The organism is Burkholderia contaminans (assembly GCF_029633825.1).
GTDB lineage: Bacteria > Pseudomonadota > Gammaproteobacteria > Burkholderiales > Burkholderiaceae > Burkholderia > Burkholderia contaminans.
This window is the reverse complement of the sequence record NZ_CP090640.1, coordinates 1365437-1382652: the sequence shown is the minus strand read 5'-3', so window position 1 is coordinate 1382652 and position 17216 is coordinate 1365437. Positions and strand designations below refer to the sequence as shown.

At 61.1% G+C, this 17216-nt stretch carries 18 protein-coding genes; all 18 read right to left on the bottom strand.

Going from position 1 to position 17216, the window contains the following annotated elements:
• Positions 1-3: 3 nt before the first annotated feature.
• Positions 4-372: a 50S ribosomal protein L14 gene (gene rplN, locus LXE91_RS06440; RefSeq protein ID WP_006482918.1), complete on the bottom strand. Its 369-nt coding sequence runs from the start codon at positions 370-372 to the stop codon at positions 4-6.
• A gap of 309 nt (positions 373-681) precedes the next feature.
• Positions 682-954 (bottom strand): 30S ribosomal protein S17, encoded by a 273-nt coding sequence (gene rpsQ, locus LXE91_RS06435; protein WP_006477189.1) that lies wholly within the window; start codon positions 952-954, stop codon positions 682-684.
• Complete coding sequence (gene rpmC / locus LXE91_RS06430) at positions 951-1145, bottom strand: 50S ribosomal protein L29 (protein WP_006400652.1); 195 nt, start codon at positions 1143-1145, stop codon at positions 951-953. The genes rpsQ and rpmC overlap by 4 nt, the downstream gene beginning before the upstream one ends.
• 9 nt (positions 1146-1154) lie before the next feature.
• Entirely contained in the window at positions 1155-1571 is a 417-nt protein-coding gene (gene rplP, locus LXE91_RS06425) for a 50S ribosomal protein L16 (protein ID WP_006482873.1), read from the bottom strand.
• Positions 1572-1573: 2 nt separating this feature from the next.
• Complete coding sequence (rpsC, locus tag LXE91_RS06420; RefSeq protein WP_006482899.1) at positions 1574-2374, bottom strand: 30S ribosomal protein S3; 801 nt, start codon at positions 2372-2374, stop codon at positions 1574-1576.
• Between the two features lie 11 nt (positions 2375-2385).
• Positions 2386-2715: a 50S ribosomal protein L22 gene (gene rplV, locus LXE91_RS06415; protein WP_004199272.1), complete on the bottom strand. Its 330-nt coding sequence runs from the start codon at positions 2713-2715 to the stop codon at positions 2386-2388.
• Between the two features lie 12 nt (positions 2716-2727).
• Entirely contained in the window at positions 2728-3003 is a 276-nt protein-coding gene (rpsS, locus tag LXE91_RS06410; protein ID WP_004199273.1) for a 30S ribosomal protein S19, read from the bottom strand.
• 10 nt (positions 3004-3013) lie between these two features.
• Positions 3014-3841 (bottom strand): 50S ribosomal protein L2, encoded by an 828-nt coding sequence (gene rplB / locus LXE91_RS06405; RefSeq protein WP_006482900.1) that lies wholly within the window; start codon positions 3839-3841, stop codon positions 3014-3016.
• 2 nt (positions 3842-3843) lie between these two features.
• Entirely contained in the window at positions 3844-4158 is a 315-nt protein-coding gene (gene rplW / locus LXE91_RS06400; RefSeq protein WP_004199275.1) for a 50S ribosomal protein L23, read from the bottom strand.
• Positions 4155-4775 carry a 50S ribosomal protein L4 gene (rplD, locus tag LXE91_RS06395; RefSeq protein ID WP_011350675.1) on the bottom strand — a complete coding sequence of 207 codons (621 nt, stop codon included), beginning with the start codon at positions 4773-4775 and terminating at the stop codon, positions 4155-4157. Before rplD ends, rplW begins: the two co-directional genes overlap by 4 nt.
• Positions 4775-5425: a 50S ribosomal protein L3 gene (gene rplC / locus LXE91_RS06390; protein ID WP_006482922.1), complete on the bottom strand. Its 651-nt coding sequence runs from the start codon at positions 5423-5425 to the stop codon at positions 4775-4777. The genes rplD and rplC overlap by 1 nt, the downstream gene beginning before the upstream one ends.
• Before the next feature lie 178 nt (positions 5426-5603).
• Positions 5604-5915, bottom strand: coding sequence for a 30S ribosomal protein S10 (gene rpsJ, locus LXE91_RS06385; protein ID WP_004199280.1), 312 nt, complete (start codon positions 5913-5915; stop codon positions 5604-5606).
• 286 nt (positions 5916-6201) lie between these two features.
• Positions 6202-7392: an elongation factor Tu gene (gene tuf, locus LXE91_RS06380; RefSeq protein ID WP_011350666.1), complete on the bottom strand. Its 1191-nt coding sequence runs from the start codon at positions 7390-7392 to the stop codon at positions 6202-6204.
• Positions 7393-7431: 39 nt separating this feature from the next.
• Positions 7432-9534, bottom strand: coding sequence for an elongation factor G (gene fusA, locus LXE91_RS06375; protein ID WP_039339232.1), 2103 nt, complete (start codon positions 9532-9534; stop codon positions 7432-7434).
• Between the two features lie 123 nt (positions 9535-9657).
• A complete protein-coding gene (gene rpsG, locus LXE91_RS06370) occupies positions 9658-10128 on the bottom strand; it encodes a 30S ribosomal protein S7 (RefSeq protein ID WP_006477195.1) in 471 nt (156 codons plus the stop codon).
• 172 nt (positions 10129-10300) lie between these two features.
• A complete protein-coding gene (gene rpsL, locus LXE91_RS06365) occupies positions 10301-10681 on the bottom strand; it encodes a 30S ribosomal protein S12 (protein ID WP_006400662.1) in 381 nt (126 codons plus the stop codon).
• Between the two features lie 227 nt (positions 10682-10908).
• A complete protein-coding gene (gene recQ / locus LXE91_RS06360; RefSeq protein WP_039339229.1) occupies positions 10909-12756 on the bottom strand; it encodes a DNA helicase RecQ in 1848 nt (615 codons plus the stop codon).
• Positions 12757-12954: 198 nt separating this feature from the next.
• Positions 12955-17199 carry a DNA-directed RNA polymerase subunit beta' gene (rpoC, locus tag LXE91_RS06355; protein ID WP_039339226.1) on the bottom strand — a complete coding sequence of 1415 codons (4245 nt, stop codon included), beginning with the start codon at positions 17197-17199 and terminating at the stop codon, positions 12955-12957.
• Positions 17200-17216 lie beyond the last annotated feature (17 nt).

Sequence of the window (17216 nt, the reverse complement as noted above, 5' to 3'; positions counted from 1 at the left end):
TCCTTACAGCACTTCCGGCGCCAGCGAAACGATCTTCATGAATCGTTCGCTACGCAGCTCACGCGTGACCGGCCCGAAGATACGGGTGCCGATCGGCTCGAGCTTGTTATTCAAAAGCACAGCGGCGTTGCCGTCGAACTTGATCAGCGAGCCGTCTTGACGGCGCACGCCCTTGGCGGTGCGGACCACCACGGCGTTGTAAATTTCGCCTTTCTTCACGCGCCCGCGCGGCGTTGCCTCTTTGACGCTCACCTTGATGATGTCGCCAATGCCGGCATAACGACGCTTCGAGCCGCCGAGCACCTTGATGCACAGGACTTCACGTGCACCCGTGTTGTCGGCTACTTCGAGCCGAGATTCGGTCTGGATCATGGTTTGTCTTTCCCAACTTAATCCGGATGCACCACCATGATGCATTCGGTCAGTCTTGGTCCCGTCAGCCAATCGGCTGCTTGGGTTGGAACAGCAGCGACGGCAAACGAAACCCGCCATCGCAATTCGGTGAATCTTTCGGACAGGCAGGCGCCAGTCCGCTTCCCCCACCAACTTCGCCCGCGACGGGGCTCCCATAAAGAGGGAAGACCAGGATTATAACAAATAATCCTGGTCACGCAAGCAAATACTTTGCAATTTCAAGCACTTCGCGGAGAAGTGCCTGTTACTGCCTACTGCGCTGCCCGCTTAGATGACGCGAGCTGCTTCGACGAGGCGCGACACCGTCCAGGCCTTCGTCTTCGAAACAGGACGAGTTTCCTGGATTTCGACGAGATCGCCTTCGTTGTAGGTGTTCGCTTCATCGTGCGCGTGGTACTTCTTCGAACGCACGACATACTTGCCGTAGATCGGGTGCTTGACGCGGTGCTCGATCAGCACGGTGACGGTCTTGTCCATCTTGTTGCTGACGACCCGACCGACCAGCGTCCGCTTCAGCGAGGTTTTCACGCTATCGTTCATTTCTGGTTCGCCTTCTGAGTCATGACGGTCCGCACACGTGCGATGTCGCGACGAACCTTCTTCAGCTGGCTCGTGTTGGTGAGCTGCTGGGTCGCGAGTTGCATGCGCAGGCCGAATTGCGCCTTCAGCAGGTCCGCCAGCTCCTTGTTGAGCGCGGCCTGGTCTTTCTGGAGAAGTTCGGAAGCCTTCATATTTTCTCCTTAGGCGCCGAGCTGGCGCACGATGAACGCCGTCTTCAGCGGCAGCTTGGCTGCAGCCAGACGGAACGCTTCGCGTGCCAGTTCTTCGGTTACGCCGTCCATTTCATAGAGCATCTTGCCCGGCTGAATCTCGGCGACGTAGTACTCCGGGTTACCCTTACCGTTACCCATACGCACTTCGGCCGGCTTCTGCGAAATCGGCTTGTCCGGGAAGATCCGGATCCAGATGCGGCCGCCACGCTTGATGTGACGCGTCATTGCACGACGCGCCGCTTCAATCTGGCGTGCGGTCAAACGACCGCGACCGATAGCCTTCAGGCCGAATTCACCGAACGACACTGCGTTGCCGCGCGTCGCCTTGCCGGTGTTACGACCCTTCTGCTCTTTACGATACTTTCTGCGTTTCGGTTGCAGCATCGTTATTCTCCAGTCTTGCCGTCTTCGGGCTTGCCGGCGCCACGGCGCGGTGCGCCACGACGAGCACCCGGAGCGCCGCCTTCGCCGTCACGGCGCGGACGACGGTCGCCCGGACGCGCATTGCGACGCGGACGCTTGTCTTCGGCTACTTCTTCCACCACCGGTGCGTCGTTGCGGCCGAGCGTATCGCCCTTGTAGACCCACACCTTGACGCCGATGATCCCGTAAGTCGTCTTCGCTTCCGAAGTCGCGTAGTCGATATCAGCACGCAGCGTGTGAAGCGGCACGCGACCTTCGCGATACCATTCCGTACGAGCGATTTCGATACCGTTCAGACGGCCTGCGCTCATGATCTTGATGCCTTGGGCACCCAGACGCATCGCGTTCTGCATCGCACGCTTCATCGCGCGACGGAACATGATCCGGCGCTCGAGCTGTTGCGTGATCGAGTCAGCGATCAGCTGAGCATCGGTTTCCGGCTTGCGGATTTCTTCGATGTTGACGTGAACCGGCACGCCCATGCGGCGTTGCAGTTCCGTCTTCAGCTGTTCGATATCCTCGCCCTTCTTGCCGATGACCACGCCCGGACGCGAGCTGTAAATCGTGATGCGCGCGTTCTTCGCCGGACGCTCGATGACCACCCGACCGACCGAAGCGTTCTTCAGCTTCTTCTTCAGGTATTCACGAACACCGATGTCTTCCTGCAGCATCGCCGCGAAATTGTTGTTGTTCGCGTACCAACGCGAAGCCCAATTGCGGCTGACAGCCAGGCGGAAGCCAGTCGGATGAATTTTCTGTCCCATCGTATGGCTCCTTAATTCCCGACCGTCACAGTGATGTGACAGGATTGCTTCTCGATGCGGTTACCGCGGCCCTTGGCGCGCGCGGTGAAACGCTTGAGCGATGCAGCCTTGTCGACGTAGATGCTCTTGATCTTGAGCTCGTCGATATCAGCGCCTTCGTTGTGCTCCGCATTCGCGATTGCCGACAGCACAACCTTCTTCACGATGCCAGCCGCCTTCTTCGGCGAGAACGTCAGAACGTTCAGCGCCTTGTCGACCGGCAAACCGCGGATCTGGTCAGCCACAAGGCGCGTTTTCTGCGCCGAGATGCGGGCACCGCGATGAATTGCTTTCACTTCCATCTTGATTGCCCCTTATTTCTTGGCCTTCTTGTCGGCTGCGTGACCCTTGAACGTACGGGTCAGTGCGAACTCGCCAAGCTTGTGGCCGACCATGTTTTCCGAGATGTACACCGGAACGTGTTGACGGCCGTTGTGAACAGCGATCGTCAGGCCGATGAAATCCGGCAGAATCGTCGAGCGACGCGACCAGGTCTTGATCGGCTTTTTGTCGCGCGAAGCTGCAGCCGCCTCAACTTTCTTCAGCAAATGGGCGTCGCAGAACGGACCTTTTTTAACAGAACGTGCCATTGCCTACTCCTTAACGCTTGTGACGGCGCTGGACGATCATCGTCGTCGTGCGCTTGTTGCTACGGGTGCGATAACCCTTAGCCGGCGTACCCCACGGGCTAACCGGATCGCGACCTGCAGCCGTCTTGCCCTCACCACCACCGTGCGGGTGATCAACCGGGTTCATCGCAACGCCACGCACCGTCGGGCGGATACCGCGCCAGCGGTTCGCGCCAGCCTTGCCGATCTGGCGCAGGCTATGCTCTTCGTTGCCGACTTCACCGATCGTTGCACGGCACTCGATGTGCACGCGGCGGATTTCGCCCGAACGCAGACGAACCTGCGCGTAGACGCCTTCACGCGCCAGCAGCATGGCCGACGTACCAGCCGAACGCGCCATTTGCGCGCCCTTGCCCGGCAGCATCTCGATGCAGTGGATCGTCGTACCGACCGGAATGTTGCGGATCGGCAGCGTGTTGCCTGCGCGGATCGGCGCTTCCGAACCCGACATCAGCTGTTGGCCGACGGTCAGGCCCTTCGGGGCGATGATGTAGCGACGTTCGCCGTCTGCGTAGAGCACCAGCGCGATGTTCGCGCTACGGTTCGGGTCGTACTCGAGACGCTCGACCTTTGCCGGGATGCCATCCTTCGTGCGACGGAAATCGACGATACGGTAGTGCTGCTTGTGACCACCACCCTTGTGACGCGTGGTGATACGACCGTTGTTGTTACGGCCGGCGGTCGAGCTCTGCGAGTCGAGCAGTGCCGCGAACGGCTTGCCCTGGTGCAGGTTCTTGTTGACCACCTTGACCATCGCGCGGCGACCCGGCGATGTCGGCTTAACTTTAACGATTGCCATGATTACTTGGCCTCCGCTTCAAAGTTGATTTCCTGGCCGGGCTTCAGGCAAACGTACGCCTTCTTCACGTCCTTGCGACGGCCCATCGAACGGCCGAAGCGCTTTTGCTTGCCCTTCTGAACCAGCACGTTGACCGAATCAACTTCAACCTTGAACAGCAGCTCGACAGCCGCCTTCACTTCCTGCTTCGTGGCATCCGGTGCGACTTCGAACACGACTTGCTCGTTCTTGTCGGCAACCAGCGTCGCCTTTTCCGAGATCACCGGTGCGAGCAGGACCTGCATCAAACGATGATCGTTCTTGCGAATCTCGCTCATGACAGCAACTCCTCGATCTGGGCGACCGCAGCCTTCGTGACCAGCACTTTCTTGAAGTAGATCAGCGAGAGCGGGTCAGCGTAGCGCGGCTCGACAATTGCCACGTGCGGCAGGTTGCGCGATGCCAGGTACAGGTTCTCGTCGACCGTGTCGGTGATGATCAGCACGGAGTCGAGACCCATGGTCTTGAATTTTTCGGCCAGCAGCTTGGTCTTCGGCGCTTCGAGGATGATGTCCTCAACGACCGACAGACGGCCTTCACGGGCCAGCTGCGAGAAGATCGAGCAGAGACCTGCGCGATGCATCTTCTTGTTGACCTTGTGCGAGAAGTTTTCTTCCGGCGAATTCGGGAAGATACGACCACCGCCACGCCACAACGGGCTCGACGACATACCGGCACGAGCGCGGCCCGTACCCTTCTGGCGCCACGGCTTCTTCGTCGTGTGCTTGACTTGCTCACGGTCCTTCTGTGCGCGGTTACCTTGGCGAGCGTTCGCCTGGTAAGCGACGACGACCTGGTGGATCAGCGCTTCGTTGTAGTCACGACCGAACACGACGTCCGATGCGTTGACCACTGCACCTTCCTGACCATTTTCGTTCAGGAGCTTGAGTTCCATTATTTCGCCCCCTTGGTCTTGACGGCCGGCGTCACGAAGACCTTGCCGCCCTTCGCGCCCGGAATCGCACCCTTCACGAGCAGCAGCTTGCGCTCTGCGTCGATACGAGCGATTTCGAGGTTCTGCACCGTCACCGTCACGTCACCCATGTGACCCGTCATGCGTTTACCCGGGAAAACACGACCCGGATCCTGCGCCATACCGATCGAGCCCGGCACGTTGTGCGAGCGCGAGTTACCGTGCGTAGCACGGCCGGAGGAGAAGTTGTAACGCTTGATCGTACCGGCGTAGCCCTTACCGATCGACACGCCTTGCACGTCGACCTTCTGGCCCACTTCGAAAAGATCTGCACCGACCACGGCGCCATTCGACAGCTCGGCTGCCTTGGCCGCGTCAATGCGGAATTCCTTGAGGATTTCACCGGCTTCGACACCGGCTTTGGCGAGATGACCTGCCAGCGGCTTCGTCACGCGCGAGGCACGACGGGAGCCGAATGCAACCTGCACGGCCGTGTAGCCGTCGGTTTCAACAGTCTTGATCTGCGTCACGCGGTTGTCCGACACGTCCAGCACGGTGACGGGAATCGAATCCCCTTCCGCCGTGAAGATACGGGTCATGCCAACCTTGCGACCTACGAGTCCAAGGCTCATCATTTTCTCCATTCCCGACTGCGATTGGTCGGGGCTGATTTACAAAATGCCGGGCACGCAAGGCCCAACTTTTTTTGCGCGAATACGCGAAAAGCCAAGCATTATAGCCCGCCCTCGCGTTTTCCGCAAGCAATCAAAGACTTAGCGCCGCCCGGCAAGCCGACCGGCGCTGGAAGCCTTACTGCAGCTTGATTTCCACGTCGACGCCAGCCGGCAGGTCGAGCTTCATCAGCGCGTCAACCGTCTTGTCGGTCGGATCGACGATGTCCATCAGGCGCTGGTGGGTACGGATTTCGAGCTGATCGCGCGACGTCTTGTTGACGTGCGGCGAACGCAGGATGTCAAAACGCTGAATGCGCGTCGGCAGCGGCACCGGGCCACGGACGATTGCGCCAGTCCGCTTCGCGGTATCGACGATCTCGGCAGCCGATTGATCGATCAGACGATAGTCGAATGCCTTCAGGCGAATGCGGATTTTCTGTTGCTGCATGACGATTCCTTGGAAAGAGCGAGGCGATGTTGCATCGCCGGACACTAAAAGAACGTGAAACATGACGCCTGCGGGGAGCGAGACATCAGGTTCCGGACGGTACTTCCACTGCTAAGCCCGCGATTCTACACGAAATTCTGGAGCGATGGTGCGAGTTTCTCGCCCCGCGCTTTCGCGTGACGGAAAAACAAAACCGGGTGCCAGCGCAAGCTGGACACCCGGTTTCGGCGGTACTGGCTGCATACCGCGGAATCGCGGATCCCGTGGGATCCGCGGATCGTCGATATTACTCGATGATCTTGGCGACGACGCCGGCGCCGACCGTACGGCCGCCTTCGCGGATTGCGAAGCGCAGACCTTCTTCCATCGCGATCGGAGCGATCAGCTTCACCGTGATCGACACGTTGTCGCCCGGCATCACCATTTCCTTGTCCTTCGGCAGCTCGATCGAGCCCGTCACGTCCGTCGTACGGAAGTAGAACTGCGGACGGTAGTTGTTGAAGAACGGCGTGTGACGGCCGCCTTCGTCCTTGCTCAGCACGTACACTTCAGCCGTGAAGTGCGTGTGCGGCGTGATCGAACCCGGCTTCGCCAGAACCTGGCCACGCTCCACGTCTTCACGCTTCGTGCCGCGCAGCAGGATACCAACGTTGTCGCCCGCTTGACCTTGGTCCAGCAGCTTGCGGAACATTTCAACGCCCGTGCAGGTCGTCTTCACCGTCGGCTTGATACCGACGATTTCGATTTCTTCGCCGACCTTCACGATGCCGCGCTCAACGCGACCCGTCACGACCGTACCACGGCCCGAGATCGAGAACACGTCTTCAACCGGCATCAGGAACGCGCCGTCAACTGCACGCTCCGGCGTCGGGATGTACGTGTCCAGCGCGTCGGCCAGGCTCATGATCGCCACTTCGCCCAGCTCGCCCGTGTCGCCTTCCAGCGCCAGCTTCGCCGAACCCTTCACGATCGGCGTGTCGTCGCCCGGGAAGTCGTACTTCGACAGGAGTTCGCGAACTTCCATCTCGACCAGCTCGAGCAGTTCAGCATCGTCCACCATGTCGCACTTGTTCAGGAACACGATGATGTACGGAACGCCAACCTGACGTGCCAGCAGGATGTGCTCGCGCGTTTGCGGCATCGGGCCGTCTGCTGCCGAGCAAACCAGGATCGCGCCGTCCATCTGCGCTGCGCCCGTGATCATGTTCTTCACATAGTCAGCGTGGCCCGGGCAGTCGACGTGTGCGTAGTGGCGGTTAGCCGTTTCGTACTCGACGTGTGCCGTGTTGATCGTGATGCCGCGCGCCTTTTCTTCCGGTGCCGCGTCGATCTGGTCGTATGCCTTCGCTTCGCCGCCGAACTTCTTCGTCAGAACCGTCGTGATCGCTGCCGTCAGCGTCGTCTTGCCGTGGTCAACGTGACCAATCGTACCAACGTTCACGTGCGGCTTGGTCCGCTCGAATTTACCTTTTGCCATGATTCTCTTCTTTCAAAAATTATCGATTGAGATAACGATTTACTTCGACTTCGCGCTGATGATCGCGTCAGCAACGTTGCGCGGAGCTTCAGCGTAGTGCTTGAACTCCATCGTGTACGTTGCACGACCTTGCGTCAGCGAGCGCAGCGACGTCGAGTAACCGAACATTTCCGACAGCGGTACTTCGGCGCGCACGATCTTGCCGCCGCCAACCATGTCTTCCATGCCCTGGACGATACCGCGACGGCCCGACAGGTCGCCCATCACGTTGCCCATGTAGTCTTCCGGCGTCTCGACTTCGACAGCCATCATCGGCTCGAGGACGACCGGGTTCGCCTTGCGCATCGCTTCCTTGAACGCCATCGAACCGGCCATGCGGAACGCGTTTTCGTTCGAGTCAACGTCGTGGTACGAACCGAACGTCAGGTGAACCTTCACGTCAACGACCGGGAAGCCAGCCAGCACGCCCGACTTCAGCGTGTCCTGGATACCCTTGTCGACCGCCGGGATGTATTCACGCGGAATCACACCACCCTTGATCTCGTCGAAGAACTCGTAGCCCTTGCCTTGTTCGTTCGGCTCGAGCGTGATGACTGCGTGACCGTACTGGCCGCGACCACCCGACTGCTTGACGAACTTGCCGTCGACGTCCTTCGCCGTCGAACGGATCGTTTCGCGGTATGCAACCTGCGGCTTGCCGACGGTTGCTTCCACGCCGAATTCACGCTTCATCCGGTCGACCAGAATTTCGAGGTGGAGCTCGCCCATGCCCGAAATGATGGTCTGGCCCGACTCTTCGTCGGTCTGCACGCGGAACGACGGATCTTCCTGAGCCAGACGGTTCAGTGCGAGGCCCATCTTTTCCTGGTCAGCCTTGGTCTTCGGCTCGACAGCCTGCGAAATCACCGGCTCCGGGAACACCATGCGCTCGAGCACGATCGGATTTGCCGGATCGCACAGCGTGTCGCCGGTGGTCGCTTCCTTCAGGCCGACCGCAGCAGCGATGTCGCCTGCACGGACTTCCTTGATTTCTTCACGCTGGTTCGCGTGCATCTGCAGAATACGGCCGAGGCGTTCCTTCTTGCCCTTGGTCGAGTTCAGCAGCGTGTCGCCCGAGTTGACGACGCCCGAGTACACACGGAAGAAGATCAGCTGGCCGACGAACGGGTCGGTCATGATCTTGAACGCGAGCGACGAGAACTTCTCTTCGTCCGACGCCTTGCGCTCTGCTTCTTCACCGTTCTCGAGCTCACCCTTGACCGGCGGGATGTCGACCGGCGACGGCAGGAAGTCGATCACGGCGTCGAGCATACGCTGCACGCCCTTGTTCTTGAACGCGGTACCGCACAGCATCGGCTGGATTTCGCACGCGATCGTACGGTCGCGCAGCGCCTTGACGATGTCGGCTTCCGGCAGATCGCCTTCTTCCAGGTACTTGTTCATCAGGTCTTCGCTGGCTTCGGCAGCCACTTCGACCATCTTCTCGCGCCATTCCTTGCAGGTCTCTGCGAGCTCGGCCGGGATGTCGACGTAGTCGAACTTCGTGCCTTGCGACGCTTCGTCCCAAATGATCGCCTTCATCTTGATCAGGTCGACGACGCCCTTGAAGTTTTCTTCCGCGCCGATCGGCACCACGACCGGAACCGGGTTCGCCTTCAGGCGCAGACGGAGCTGGTCGTAGACCTTGAAGAAGTTCGCGCCGGTACGGTCCATCTTGTTGACGAACGCGAGACGCGGCACCTTGTACTTGTTAGCCTGGCGCCACACCGTTTCCGACTGCGGCTGCACGCCGCCCACTGCGCAGTACACCATGCACGCGCCGTCGAGCACGCGCATCGAGCGCTCAACTTCAATCGTGAAGTCGACGTGGCCCGGCGTGTCGATGATGTTGATGCGGTGTTCCGGATAGTTGCCGCCCATGCCCTTCCAGAAGGCGGTGGTAGCAGCGGACGTGATCGTGATGCCACGCTCCTGTTCCTGCTCCATCCAGTCCATCGTGGCTGCGCCGTCGTGGACTTCACCGATCTTGTGGTTCACACCGGTGTAAAACAGAATGCGCTCGGTCGTCGTCGTTTTGCCGGCGTCGATGTGAGCGCTAATACCGATATTGCGGTAGCGCTCGATAGGAGTCTTGCGAGCCACTTTGATCCTCTACTGGGATGACACGATGCAGCCCTGCTGCATCATGCTTCAACACAAACGGGCGAGGCGCCTGAAAAGCGCACCCGCCCGGAATTTATTTCCGCTAAAAGCCCAGCCAGGCGCTTAGAAACGGAAATGCGAGAACGCGCGGTTGGCTTCTGCCATGCGGTGAACTTCGTCGCGCTTCTTCATCGCGCCGCCACGGCCTTCGGCCGCTTCGGAGAGTTCACCTGCCAGGCGCAGGGCCATCGACTTCTCGCTACGCTTCTTCGCAGCCTCACGCAGCCAGCGCATCGCCAATGCCATACGACGCGACGGGCGCACTTCGACCGGAACTTGATAGTTGGCACCACCAACGCGACGGCTCTTCACTTCGACCACCGGCTTGACGTTGTTGAGCGCAACCGTGAACACTTCCAGCGGGTCCTTGCCACCCTTGGTCTGGATTTGTTCGAATGCGCCATAAACGATGCGCTCTGCGACCGACTTCTTGCCGGACAGCATCAGCATGTTCATGAACTTGGCTACATCAACGTTACCGAACTTCGGATCCGGCAACACTTCCCGCTTGGGGACTTCGCGACGACGCGGCATGATTCTTCCTTTACTTGTTCAGTTGGAGCTGGTTCCAGCTCCGCGGCCACCAACAAACCCGATCACATCTTCACGACTAACCAGCTTGGCCGGGTGACCACTTACTCGACAGCACCGGCAATCCGGCACTCCCGCCTTGACCGCCCTGTGGCGATCCCTGATCAAAAACTGCTTACTTTGCAGCCTTTGCACGCTTCGCGCCGTACTTCGAGCGCGCTTGCTTACGGTCCTTGACGCCCTGGGTATCCAGCGAGCCGCGAACCATGTGGTAACGCACACCCGGCAAGTCCTTCACACGGCCGCCGCGGATCAGCACAACCGAGTGTTCCTGCAGGTTGTGGCCTTCACCGCCGATGTACGAAATCACTTCGAAGCCGTTCGTCAGACGAACCTTGGCGACCTTACGGAGTGCCGAGTTCGGCTTCTTCGGCGTCGTCGTGTACACACGGGTGCACACGCCGCGACGCTGGGGGCAGTCCTGCAGGGCCGGGCTCTTGCTCTTCGTCGTTTCCGACTGACGGCCTTTGCGAACCAGTTGGTTGATGGTTGGCATTGTTTATTCCTGAAATTGAACAAAATCTGCGCATCGATTTCGGGCAAAGCGAGAATCGACGCACAGTTGACTTCCGAACCGGCGAAACGGGTGCGAACGTTGGAACGCGACTCGGCCCACCGAATACCGGAACCCAGCATGATATTCCGGAAATGCCAACTAAGTCAACGGCTTGCGTGATTCGCCAGCCGGACACGTGGTTTACCGGAAGGGTCGGAACACCTGTGTCAGGCCGACTCGACGACGTCGATGATCTCGTCGCCGAAGCGCTCGAGCTTGCGCACGCCCATGCCGGGGATATGGCGCAGGTCGTCGATCGTCTCCGGCGCGTTGCGTGCGATCTCGGCAAGCGTCGCGTCGTGGAAGATCACGTAGGCGGGCACGCCGTCCGTTTTCGCGGTTTCCGCACGCCACGCGCGCAGCGCATCCCACCGTGCGCGCTCACGCGTGCCCATGCCGGCCGTCGGATCGACGCGCGTACCGCTGCGGCTCGACGACTGGCGCGTGCGCTGCGGCTTCACGTAGCGGCGCAGCGTGACCTTCTCCTCGTTCTTCAGCACGGGCTTCGCGGCCTCGGTCAGCATCAGTGCGCCGAAGCCGCCATGGTCGACGGCCAGGTAGCCGTACGCGACGAGCTGCCGGAAAATCGCACGCCACTCCGGCTCGGACAGCGCCGCGCCGATTCCGAACGTGCTGAGCTGGTCGTGGCCGCGCTGCAATACCTTCTCGGTGCGCCCGCCGCGCAGGATTTCGATCAGGTGGCTCGAGCCGAAATTGAAGCCGCTCGCGCGCTGCGCGCGGAACACGCACGACAGCGCCATCTGCGCCTCGCGCGTCGCGTCCCATGAATCGGGCGGCTCGAGGCACGTGTCGCAGTTGCCGCACGGCTTGCTCTCCTCGCCGAAGTAGTTCAGCAGCCTCACGCGGCGGCACGAGATCGTCTCGCACAGCCCGAGCAGCGCGTCGAGCTTCGACGTCTGGACGCGCTTGTGTGCGTCGTCCGCATCGGATTCGTCGATCATCTTGCGCTGCTGGACGACGTCGCCGAGGCCATACGCCATCCATGCATTCGCGGGCATCCCGTCGCGGCCGGCGCGGCCGGTTTCCTGGTAGTAGCCTTCGACGCTTTTCGGCAGATCCAGGTGCGCAACGAAGCGCACGTCCGGCTTGTCGATGCCCATGCCGAACGCGATCGTCGCGCACATCACGATGCCTTCCTCGCGCTGGAACATTTCCTGGTGCTTCTGCCGTACCTCGAACTCCATCCCCGCGTGATACGGCAACGCACGCACGCCCTGCGCCTTCAGCCATTCGGCCGTTTCCTCGACCTTGCGGCGTGACAGGCAATAGACGACGCCTGCATCCGTCGTACCGTCGGCATTCGTGTGTTCGGCGCGGATGAAATCGAGCAGTTGCGAACGCGCGTTGTCCTTTTCGACGATCCGGTAGCGGATGTTCGGGCGGTCGAAGCTCGATATGAATACGCGTGCATCGTCGAGCGCGAGACGGTGGATGATCTCGTCGCGCGTGATCGCATCGGCCGTGGCGGTCAGCGCGATGCGCGGCACCGACGGGAACCGCTCGTGCAGCACCGACAGCTGAATGTACTCCGGGCGGAAATCGTGCCCCCATTGCGACACGCAGTGCGCTTCGTCAATCGCGAACAGGCCGATCTTCGCGCGCTCGAGCAGGTCGAGGAAGCGCCCCGTCATCAGCCGCTCCGGCGCGACGTAGAGCAGATCGATCTCGCCTTCGCGCAACGCGCGCTCGGTCGCCGCAGCCTCGGCGCCCGACTGCGTCGAATTCAGGTACGCGGCGCGCACACCCACTTCGCTCAGTGCGGCGACCTGGTCCTGCATCAGCGCGATCAACGGCGACACGACGATGCCGGCGCCCTGCCCGGCCTCGCGGCGCAGCAGCGCGGGAATCTGGTAGCACAGCGACTTGCCGCCGCCGGTTGGCATCAGCACGAGGCAATCGCCGCCGCCGGCGACGTGTTCGACGATCTCGCCCTGCTGGCCGCGAAATGCGGGATAACCAAATACTTCGTCGAGGATTTCGAGGGCGCGGGACATGAATGAGGAGAGGGACGGCTAAGCGATGACCGCAATTTTAACAACCCGCTCGCGCGACGCGTGGCGAATCATGCGGATTTGGCCGATTGGCCAGGATTCGTTCACTCGCATGAACGACGGACGAAAAAAAACCGCCCGGCAGAACCGGGCGGTTTCGGTGACAGCGAGGTAAGGCAAGGCGGCTCGCGCCGCCCGCACTTACTCGGCTGCCGGGTGTTGCTGCGGCTCCTCTGCCGGCGCGCTCGGCGTGCCGAAGTCGAATGCCTCTTCCGCTGCGATCTGGTCGAAACGCTCGCGATCCGACGATTCCTTCGCCTTGCGTGCCTTGTGGAACGCGAGACCCGTACCGGCCGGAATCAGACGGCCGACGATCACGTTTTCCTTCAGGCCACGCAGATCGTCGCGCTTGCCCATGATCGCCGCTTCGGTCAGCACGCGGGTCGTTTCCTGGAACGATGCCGCGGAGATGAACGAGTCGGTCGACAGCGATGCCTTCGTGATACCGAGCAGCACGTTGTCGTACGAAGCCGGACGCTTGCCCTCGGCGATCATGCGATCGTTCTCGTCCAGCATGTCGGAACGCTCGACCTGTTCGCCCGGGATGAAGCGCGTATCGCCGTTGTCGGTGATCTGCACACGACGCAGCATCTGGCGAACGATCACCTCGATGTGCTTGTCGTTGATCTTCACGCCCTGCAGACGATACACGTCCTGCACTTCGTCGACGATGTAGCGCGACAGCGCCTCGATACCCTGCAGACGCAGGATGTCGTGCGGATCGGCCGGACCGTCCACGATCATTTCGCCCTTGTTGACGACCTGGGCATCGTGAACCAGAACCTGCTTTTCCTTCGCGATCAGGAACTCGTGCTGATTGCCCTCGAGGTCCGTGATGACGAGACGCTGCTTGCCCTTCGTGTCCTTACCGAACGACGTCGTACCGGTGACTTCCGCGAGAATGCCGGCATCCTTCGGCGAACGCGCTTCGAACAGTTCCGCCACCCGCGGCAGACCGCCGGTAATGTCACGCGTCTTCTGCGCTTCCGTCGGGATACGTGCGAGCACTTCGCCGACCTGCACCTGCTGACCATCCTTCACGGTGATCAGTGCGCCGACCTGGAAGCCGATCTGCACCGCGTGCTCCGTGCCCGGAATCTTCACTTCTTCGCCGTTCGCGTCGAGCAGCTTGACCTGCGGACGCACGCTCTTCGAAGCTTGCGAGCCACGACGCTTCACGTCGATCACGACCAGCGTCGACAGGCCGGTCACGTCGTCGATCTGCTTCGCGACGGTCACGCCTTCCTCGACGTTCTCGAACTTCACCGTACCACCGTACTCGGTGATGATCGGACGCGTCAGCGGATCCCACGTGGCGAGCTGCGTGCCTGCCTTGATCGTCGCGCCGTCGAGCTGCAGCAGCGTCGCGCCGTACGGCACTTTGTGACGCTCGCGCTCGCGACCGAAATCGTCGGTGATCATCGCTTCGCCCGAGCGGGAAATGACGATCTGCTCGCCCTTCGCGTTCGTGACGTAGCGCATCGTCGCCGTGAAGCGCACGATACCGTTGCTCTTCGCTTCGACCGACGAAGCCACTGCCGCACGCGAAGCCGCACCACCGATGTGGAACGTACGCATCGTCAGCTGCGTGCCCGGTTCACCGATCGACTGTGCCGCGATCACGCCGACTGCTTCGCCGACGTTCACGAGCGAGCCGCGGCCGAGGTCACGGCCGTAGCAGGCTGCGCACAGGCCGTAACGCGTTTCGCAGGTCAGCGGCGTGCGCACGCGCACTTCGTCGATGCCGAGGCGTTCGATTTCCTCGACCGCCGTTTCGTCGAGCAGCGTGCCCGATTCGTACACCGTTTCCTGCGTTTCCGGGTTCACGACGTCCGCAACCGCAACGCGGCCGAGGATACGGTCGCGCAGCGCTTCGACGACTTCACCGCCTTCGACGAGTGCCTTCATCGCCACGCCGTTCGACGTGCCGCAATCGTCTTCCACCACGACCAGATCCTGCGTGACGTCGACGAGACGACGCGTCAGGTAACCCGAGTTCGCGGTCTTCAGTGCCGTATCAGCCAGACCCTTACGTGCACCGTGGGTCGAGATGAAGTACTGCAACACGTTCAGGCCTTCGCGGAAGTTCGCGGTAATCGGCGTCTCGATAATCGAGCCGTCCGGCTTCGCCATCAGGCCACGCATACCGGCCAGCTGACGAATCTGAACCGCCGAACCCCGGGCGCCCGAGTCGGCCATCATGTAGATCGAGTTGAACGATTCCTGGCGCGTTTCCTTGCCGTCGCGGTCCGTCACCGGCTCCGTCGACAGCTGCTCCATCATCGCCTTGCCGACCGCTTCCGACGTTGCCGACCAGATGTCGACCACGTTGTTGTAGCGTTCCTGCGCGGTGACGAGACCCGACATGTACTGACGGTCGTACTCCTTCACCTTCTTCGCGGCGTCGCCGACGATCGTTTCCTTCTGCGGCGGCACGAGCATGTCGTCCACGCAGATCGAGATGCCGGCACGCGTCGCGAGACGGAAACCCGACTGCATCAGCTGGTCGGCGAACACCACCGTCGCACGCAGACCGCACTTGCGGAACGCCGTGTTGATCAGGCGCGAGATTTCCTTCTTCTTCAGCGGCTTGTTCAGCACCGAGAACGGCAGGCCGTGCGGCAGAATCTCCGACAGGATCGCGCGGCCGACGGTCGTCGCGTACAGCGAGATCTTCGGCACGAACGGCGGTGCGCCTTCCGACGTGTCTTCGTTGTGGACCATTTCGGTGATCCGCACGTTGACGCGCGATGCCAGCTCGACTTCCTTGTTCTCGTACGCGCGGATCACTTCCGACACGCCCGTGAACGACAGGCCTTCGCCCTTGGCGTTAACCGCTTCGCGGGTCGCGTAGTACAGACCCAGCACGATATCCTGCGACGGCACGATCGACGGATCGCCGTTGGCCGGGAACAGCACGTTGTTCGACGCCAGCATCAGCGTACGCGCTTCCATCTGCGCTTCGAGCGACAGCGGCACGTGAACGGCCATCTGGTCACCGTCGAAGTCGGCGTTGAACGCCGCGCAGACGAGCGGGTGCAGCTGGATTGCCTTGCCTTCGATCAGCACCGGCTCGAACGCCTGGATACCGAGACGGTGCAGCGTCGGCGCACGGTTCAGCATCACCGGGTGCTCGCGGATCACCTCTTCGAGGATGTCCCACACCACCGGCGTCTGGTTCTCGACTTCCTTCTTCGCAGCCTTGATGGTCGTCGCGACGCCCATCACTTCCAGCTTGTTGAAGATGAACGGCTTGAACAGCTCGAGCGCCATCAGCTTCGGCAGACCGCACTGGTGCAGCTTCAGCGTCGGGCCGACCACGATGACCGAACGGCCCGAGTAGTCGACGCGCTTGCCCAGCAGGTTCTGACGGAAACGACCGCCCTTACCCTTGATCATGTCGGCGAGCGACTTCAGCGGACGCTTGTTGGCGCCCGTCATCGCCTTGCCGCGACGACCGTTGTCGAGCAGCGAGTCGACGGCTTCCTGCAGCATCCGCTTTTCGTTGCGGACGATGATTTCAGGTGCCTTCAGCTCGAGCAGACGCTTCAACCGGTTGTTACGGTTGATCACGCGGCGATACAGGTCGTTCAGGTCCGACGTCGCGAAACGGCCGCCGTCCAGCGGCACGAGCGGACGCAGTTCCGGCGGCAGCACCGGCAGCACTTCGAGGATCATCCACTCGGGCTTGATGCCCGAGCGCTGGAATGCCTCGAGGACCTTCAGGCGCTTCGCGTACTTCTTGATCTTCGCTTCCGAGCCGGTGTTCTTCAGCTCGGTGCGCAGCGTCTCGACCTGCTCGTCGATGTTGATCGCGCGCAGCAGCTCACGCACGCCTTCCGCGCCCATTTCGGCACGGAATTCGTCGCCGTATTCCTCGACCTTGTTGTAGTAATCCTCTTCGGTCATGATCTGCCGCGCCTTCAGCGGCGTCATACCCGGTTCGATCACCACGTATGCTTCGAAGTACAGCACACGTTCGATGTCGCGCAGCGTCATGTCGAGCACCATGCCCAGACGCGACGGCAGCGACTTCAGGAACCAGATGTGAGCGACCGGCGAGGCCAGCTCGATGTGGCCCATCCGTTCGCGACGCACCTTCGCCAGCGTCACTTCGACGCCGCACTTCTCGCAGATCACGCCGCGGTGCTTCAGACGCTTGTACTTGCCGCACAGGCACTCGTAGTCCTTGATCGGCCCGAAGATCTTCGCGCAGAAGAGACCATCGCGTTCCGGCTTGAACGTACGGTAGTTGATGGTCTCCGGCTTCTTCACTTCGCCGAACGACCACGAACGGATCTTGTCGGGCGAGGCCAGACCGATCTTGATCGCGTCGAAAACTTCTTCCTGTTGGACTTGCTTGAATAGATCGAGCAGAGCTTTCATTGCTTTCTCTCCGTAGT

Excerpts from the sequence above, each read along its gene's own strand:
- rplN (WP_006482918.1), bottom strand. The coding sequence starts at position 372 with ATGATCCAGACCGAATCTCGGCTCGAAGTAGCCGACAACACGGGTGCA.
- rpsQ (WP_006477189.1), bottom strand. The coding sequence starts at position 954 with ATGAACGATAGCGTGAAAACCTCGCTGAAGCGGACGCTGGTCGGTCGG.
- rpmC (WP_006400652.1), bottom strand. The coding sequence starts at position 1,145 with ATGAAGGCTTCCGAACTTCTCCAGAAAGACCAGGCCGCGCTCAACAAG.
- rplP (WP_006482873.1), bottom strand. The coding sequence starts at position 1,571 with ATGCTGCAACCGAAACGCAGAAAGTATCGTAAAGAGCAGAAGGGTCGT.
- rpsC (WP_006482899.1), bottom strand. The coding sequence starts at position 2,374 with ATGGGACAGAAAATTCATCCGACTGGCTTCCGCCTGGCTGTCAGCCGC.
- rplV (WP_004199272.1), bottom strand. The coding sequence starts at position 2,715 with ATGGAAGTGAAAGCAATTCATCGCGGTGCCCGCATCTCGGCGCAGAAA.
- rpsS (WP_004199273.1), bottom strand. The coding sequence starts at position 3,003 with ATGGCACGTTCTGTTAAAAAAGGTCCGTTCTGCGACGCCCATTTGCTG.
- rplB (WP_006482900.1), bottom strand. The coding sequence starts at position 3,841 with ATGGCAATCGTTAAAGTTAAGCCGACATCGCCGGGTCGCCGCGCGATG.
- rplW (WP_004199275.1), bottom strand. The coding sequence starts at position 4,158 with ATGAGCGAGATTCGCAAGAACGATCATCGTTTGATGCAGGTCCTGCTC.
- rplD (WP_011350675.1), bottom strand. The coding sequence starts at position 4,775 with ATGGAACTCAAGCTCCTGAACGAAAATGGTCAGGAAGGTGCAGTGGTC.
- rplC (WP_006482922.1), bottom strand. The coding sequence starts at position 5,425 with ATGAGCCTTGGACTCGTAGGTCGCAAGGTTGGCATGACCCGTATCTTC.
- rpsJ (WP_004199280.1), bottom strand. The coding sequence starts at position 5,915 with ATGCAGCAACAGAAAATCCGCATTCGCCTGAAGGCATTCGACTATCGT.
- tuf (WP_011350666.1), bottom strand. The coding sequence starts at position 7,392 with ATGGCAAAAGGTAAATTCGAGCGGACCAAGCCGCACGTGAACGTTGGT.
- rpsG (WP_006477195.1), bottom strand. The coding sequence starts at position 10,128 with ATGCCGCGTCGTCGCGAAGTCCCCAAGCGGGAAGTGTTGCCGGATCCG.
- rpsL (WP_006400662.1), bottom strand. The coding sequence starts at position 10,681 with ATGCCAACCATCAACCAACTGGTTCGCAAAGGCCGTCAGTCGGAAACG.
- recQ (WP_039339229.1), bottom strand. The coding sequence starts at position 12,756 with ATGTCCCGCGCCCTCGAAATCCTCGACGAAGTATTTGGTTATCCCGCA.
- rpoC (WP_039339226.1), bottom strand. The coding sequence starts at position 17,199 with ATGAAAGCTCTGCTCGATCTATTCAAGCAAGTCCAACAGGAAGAAGTT.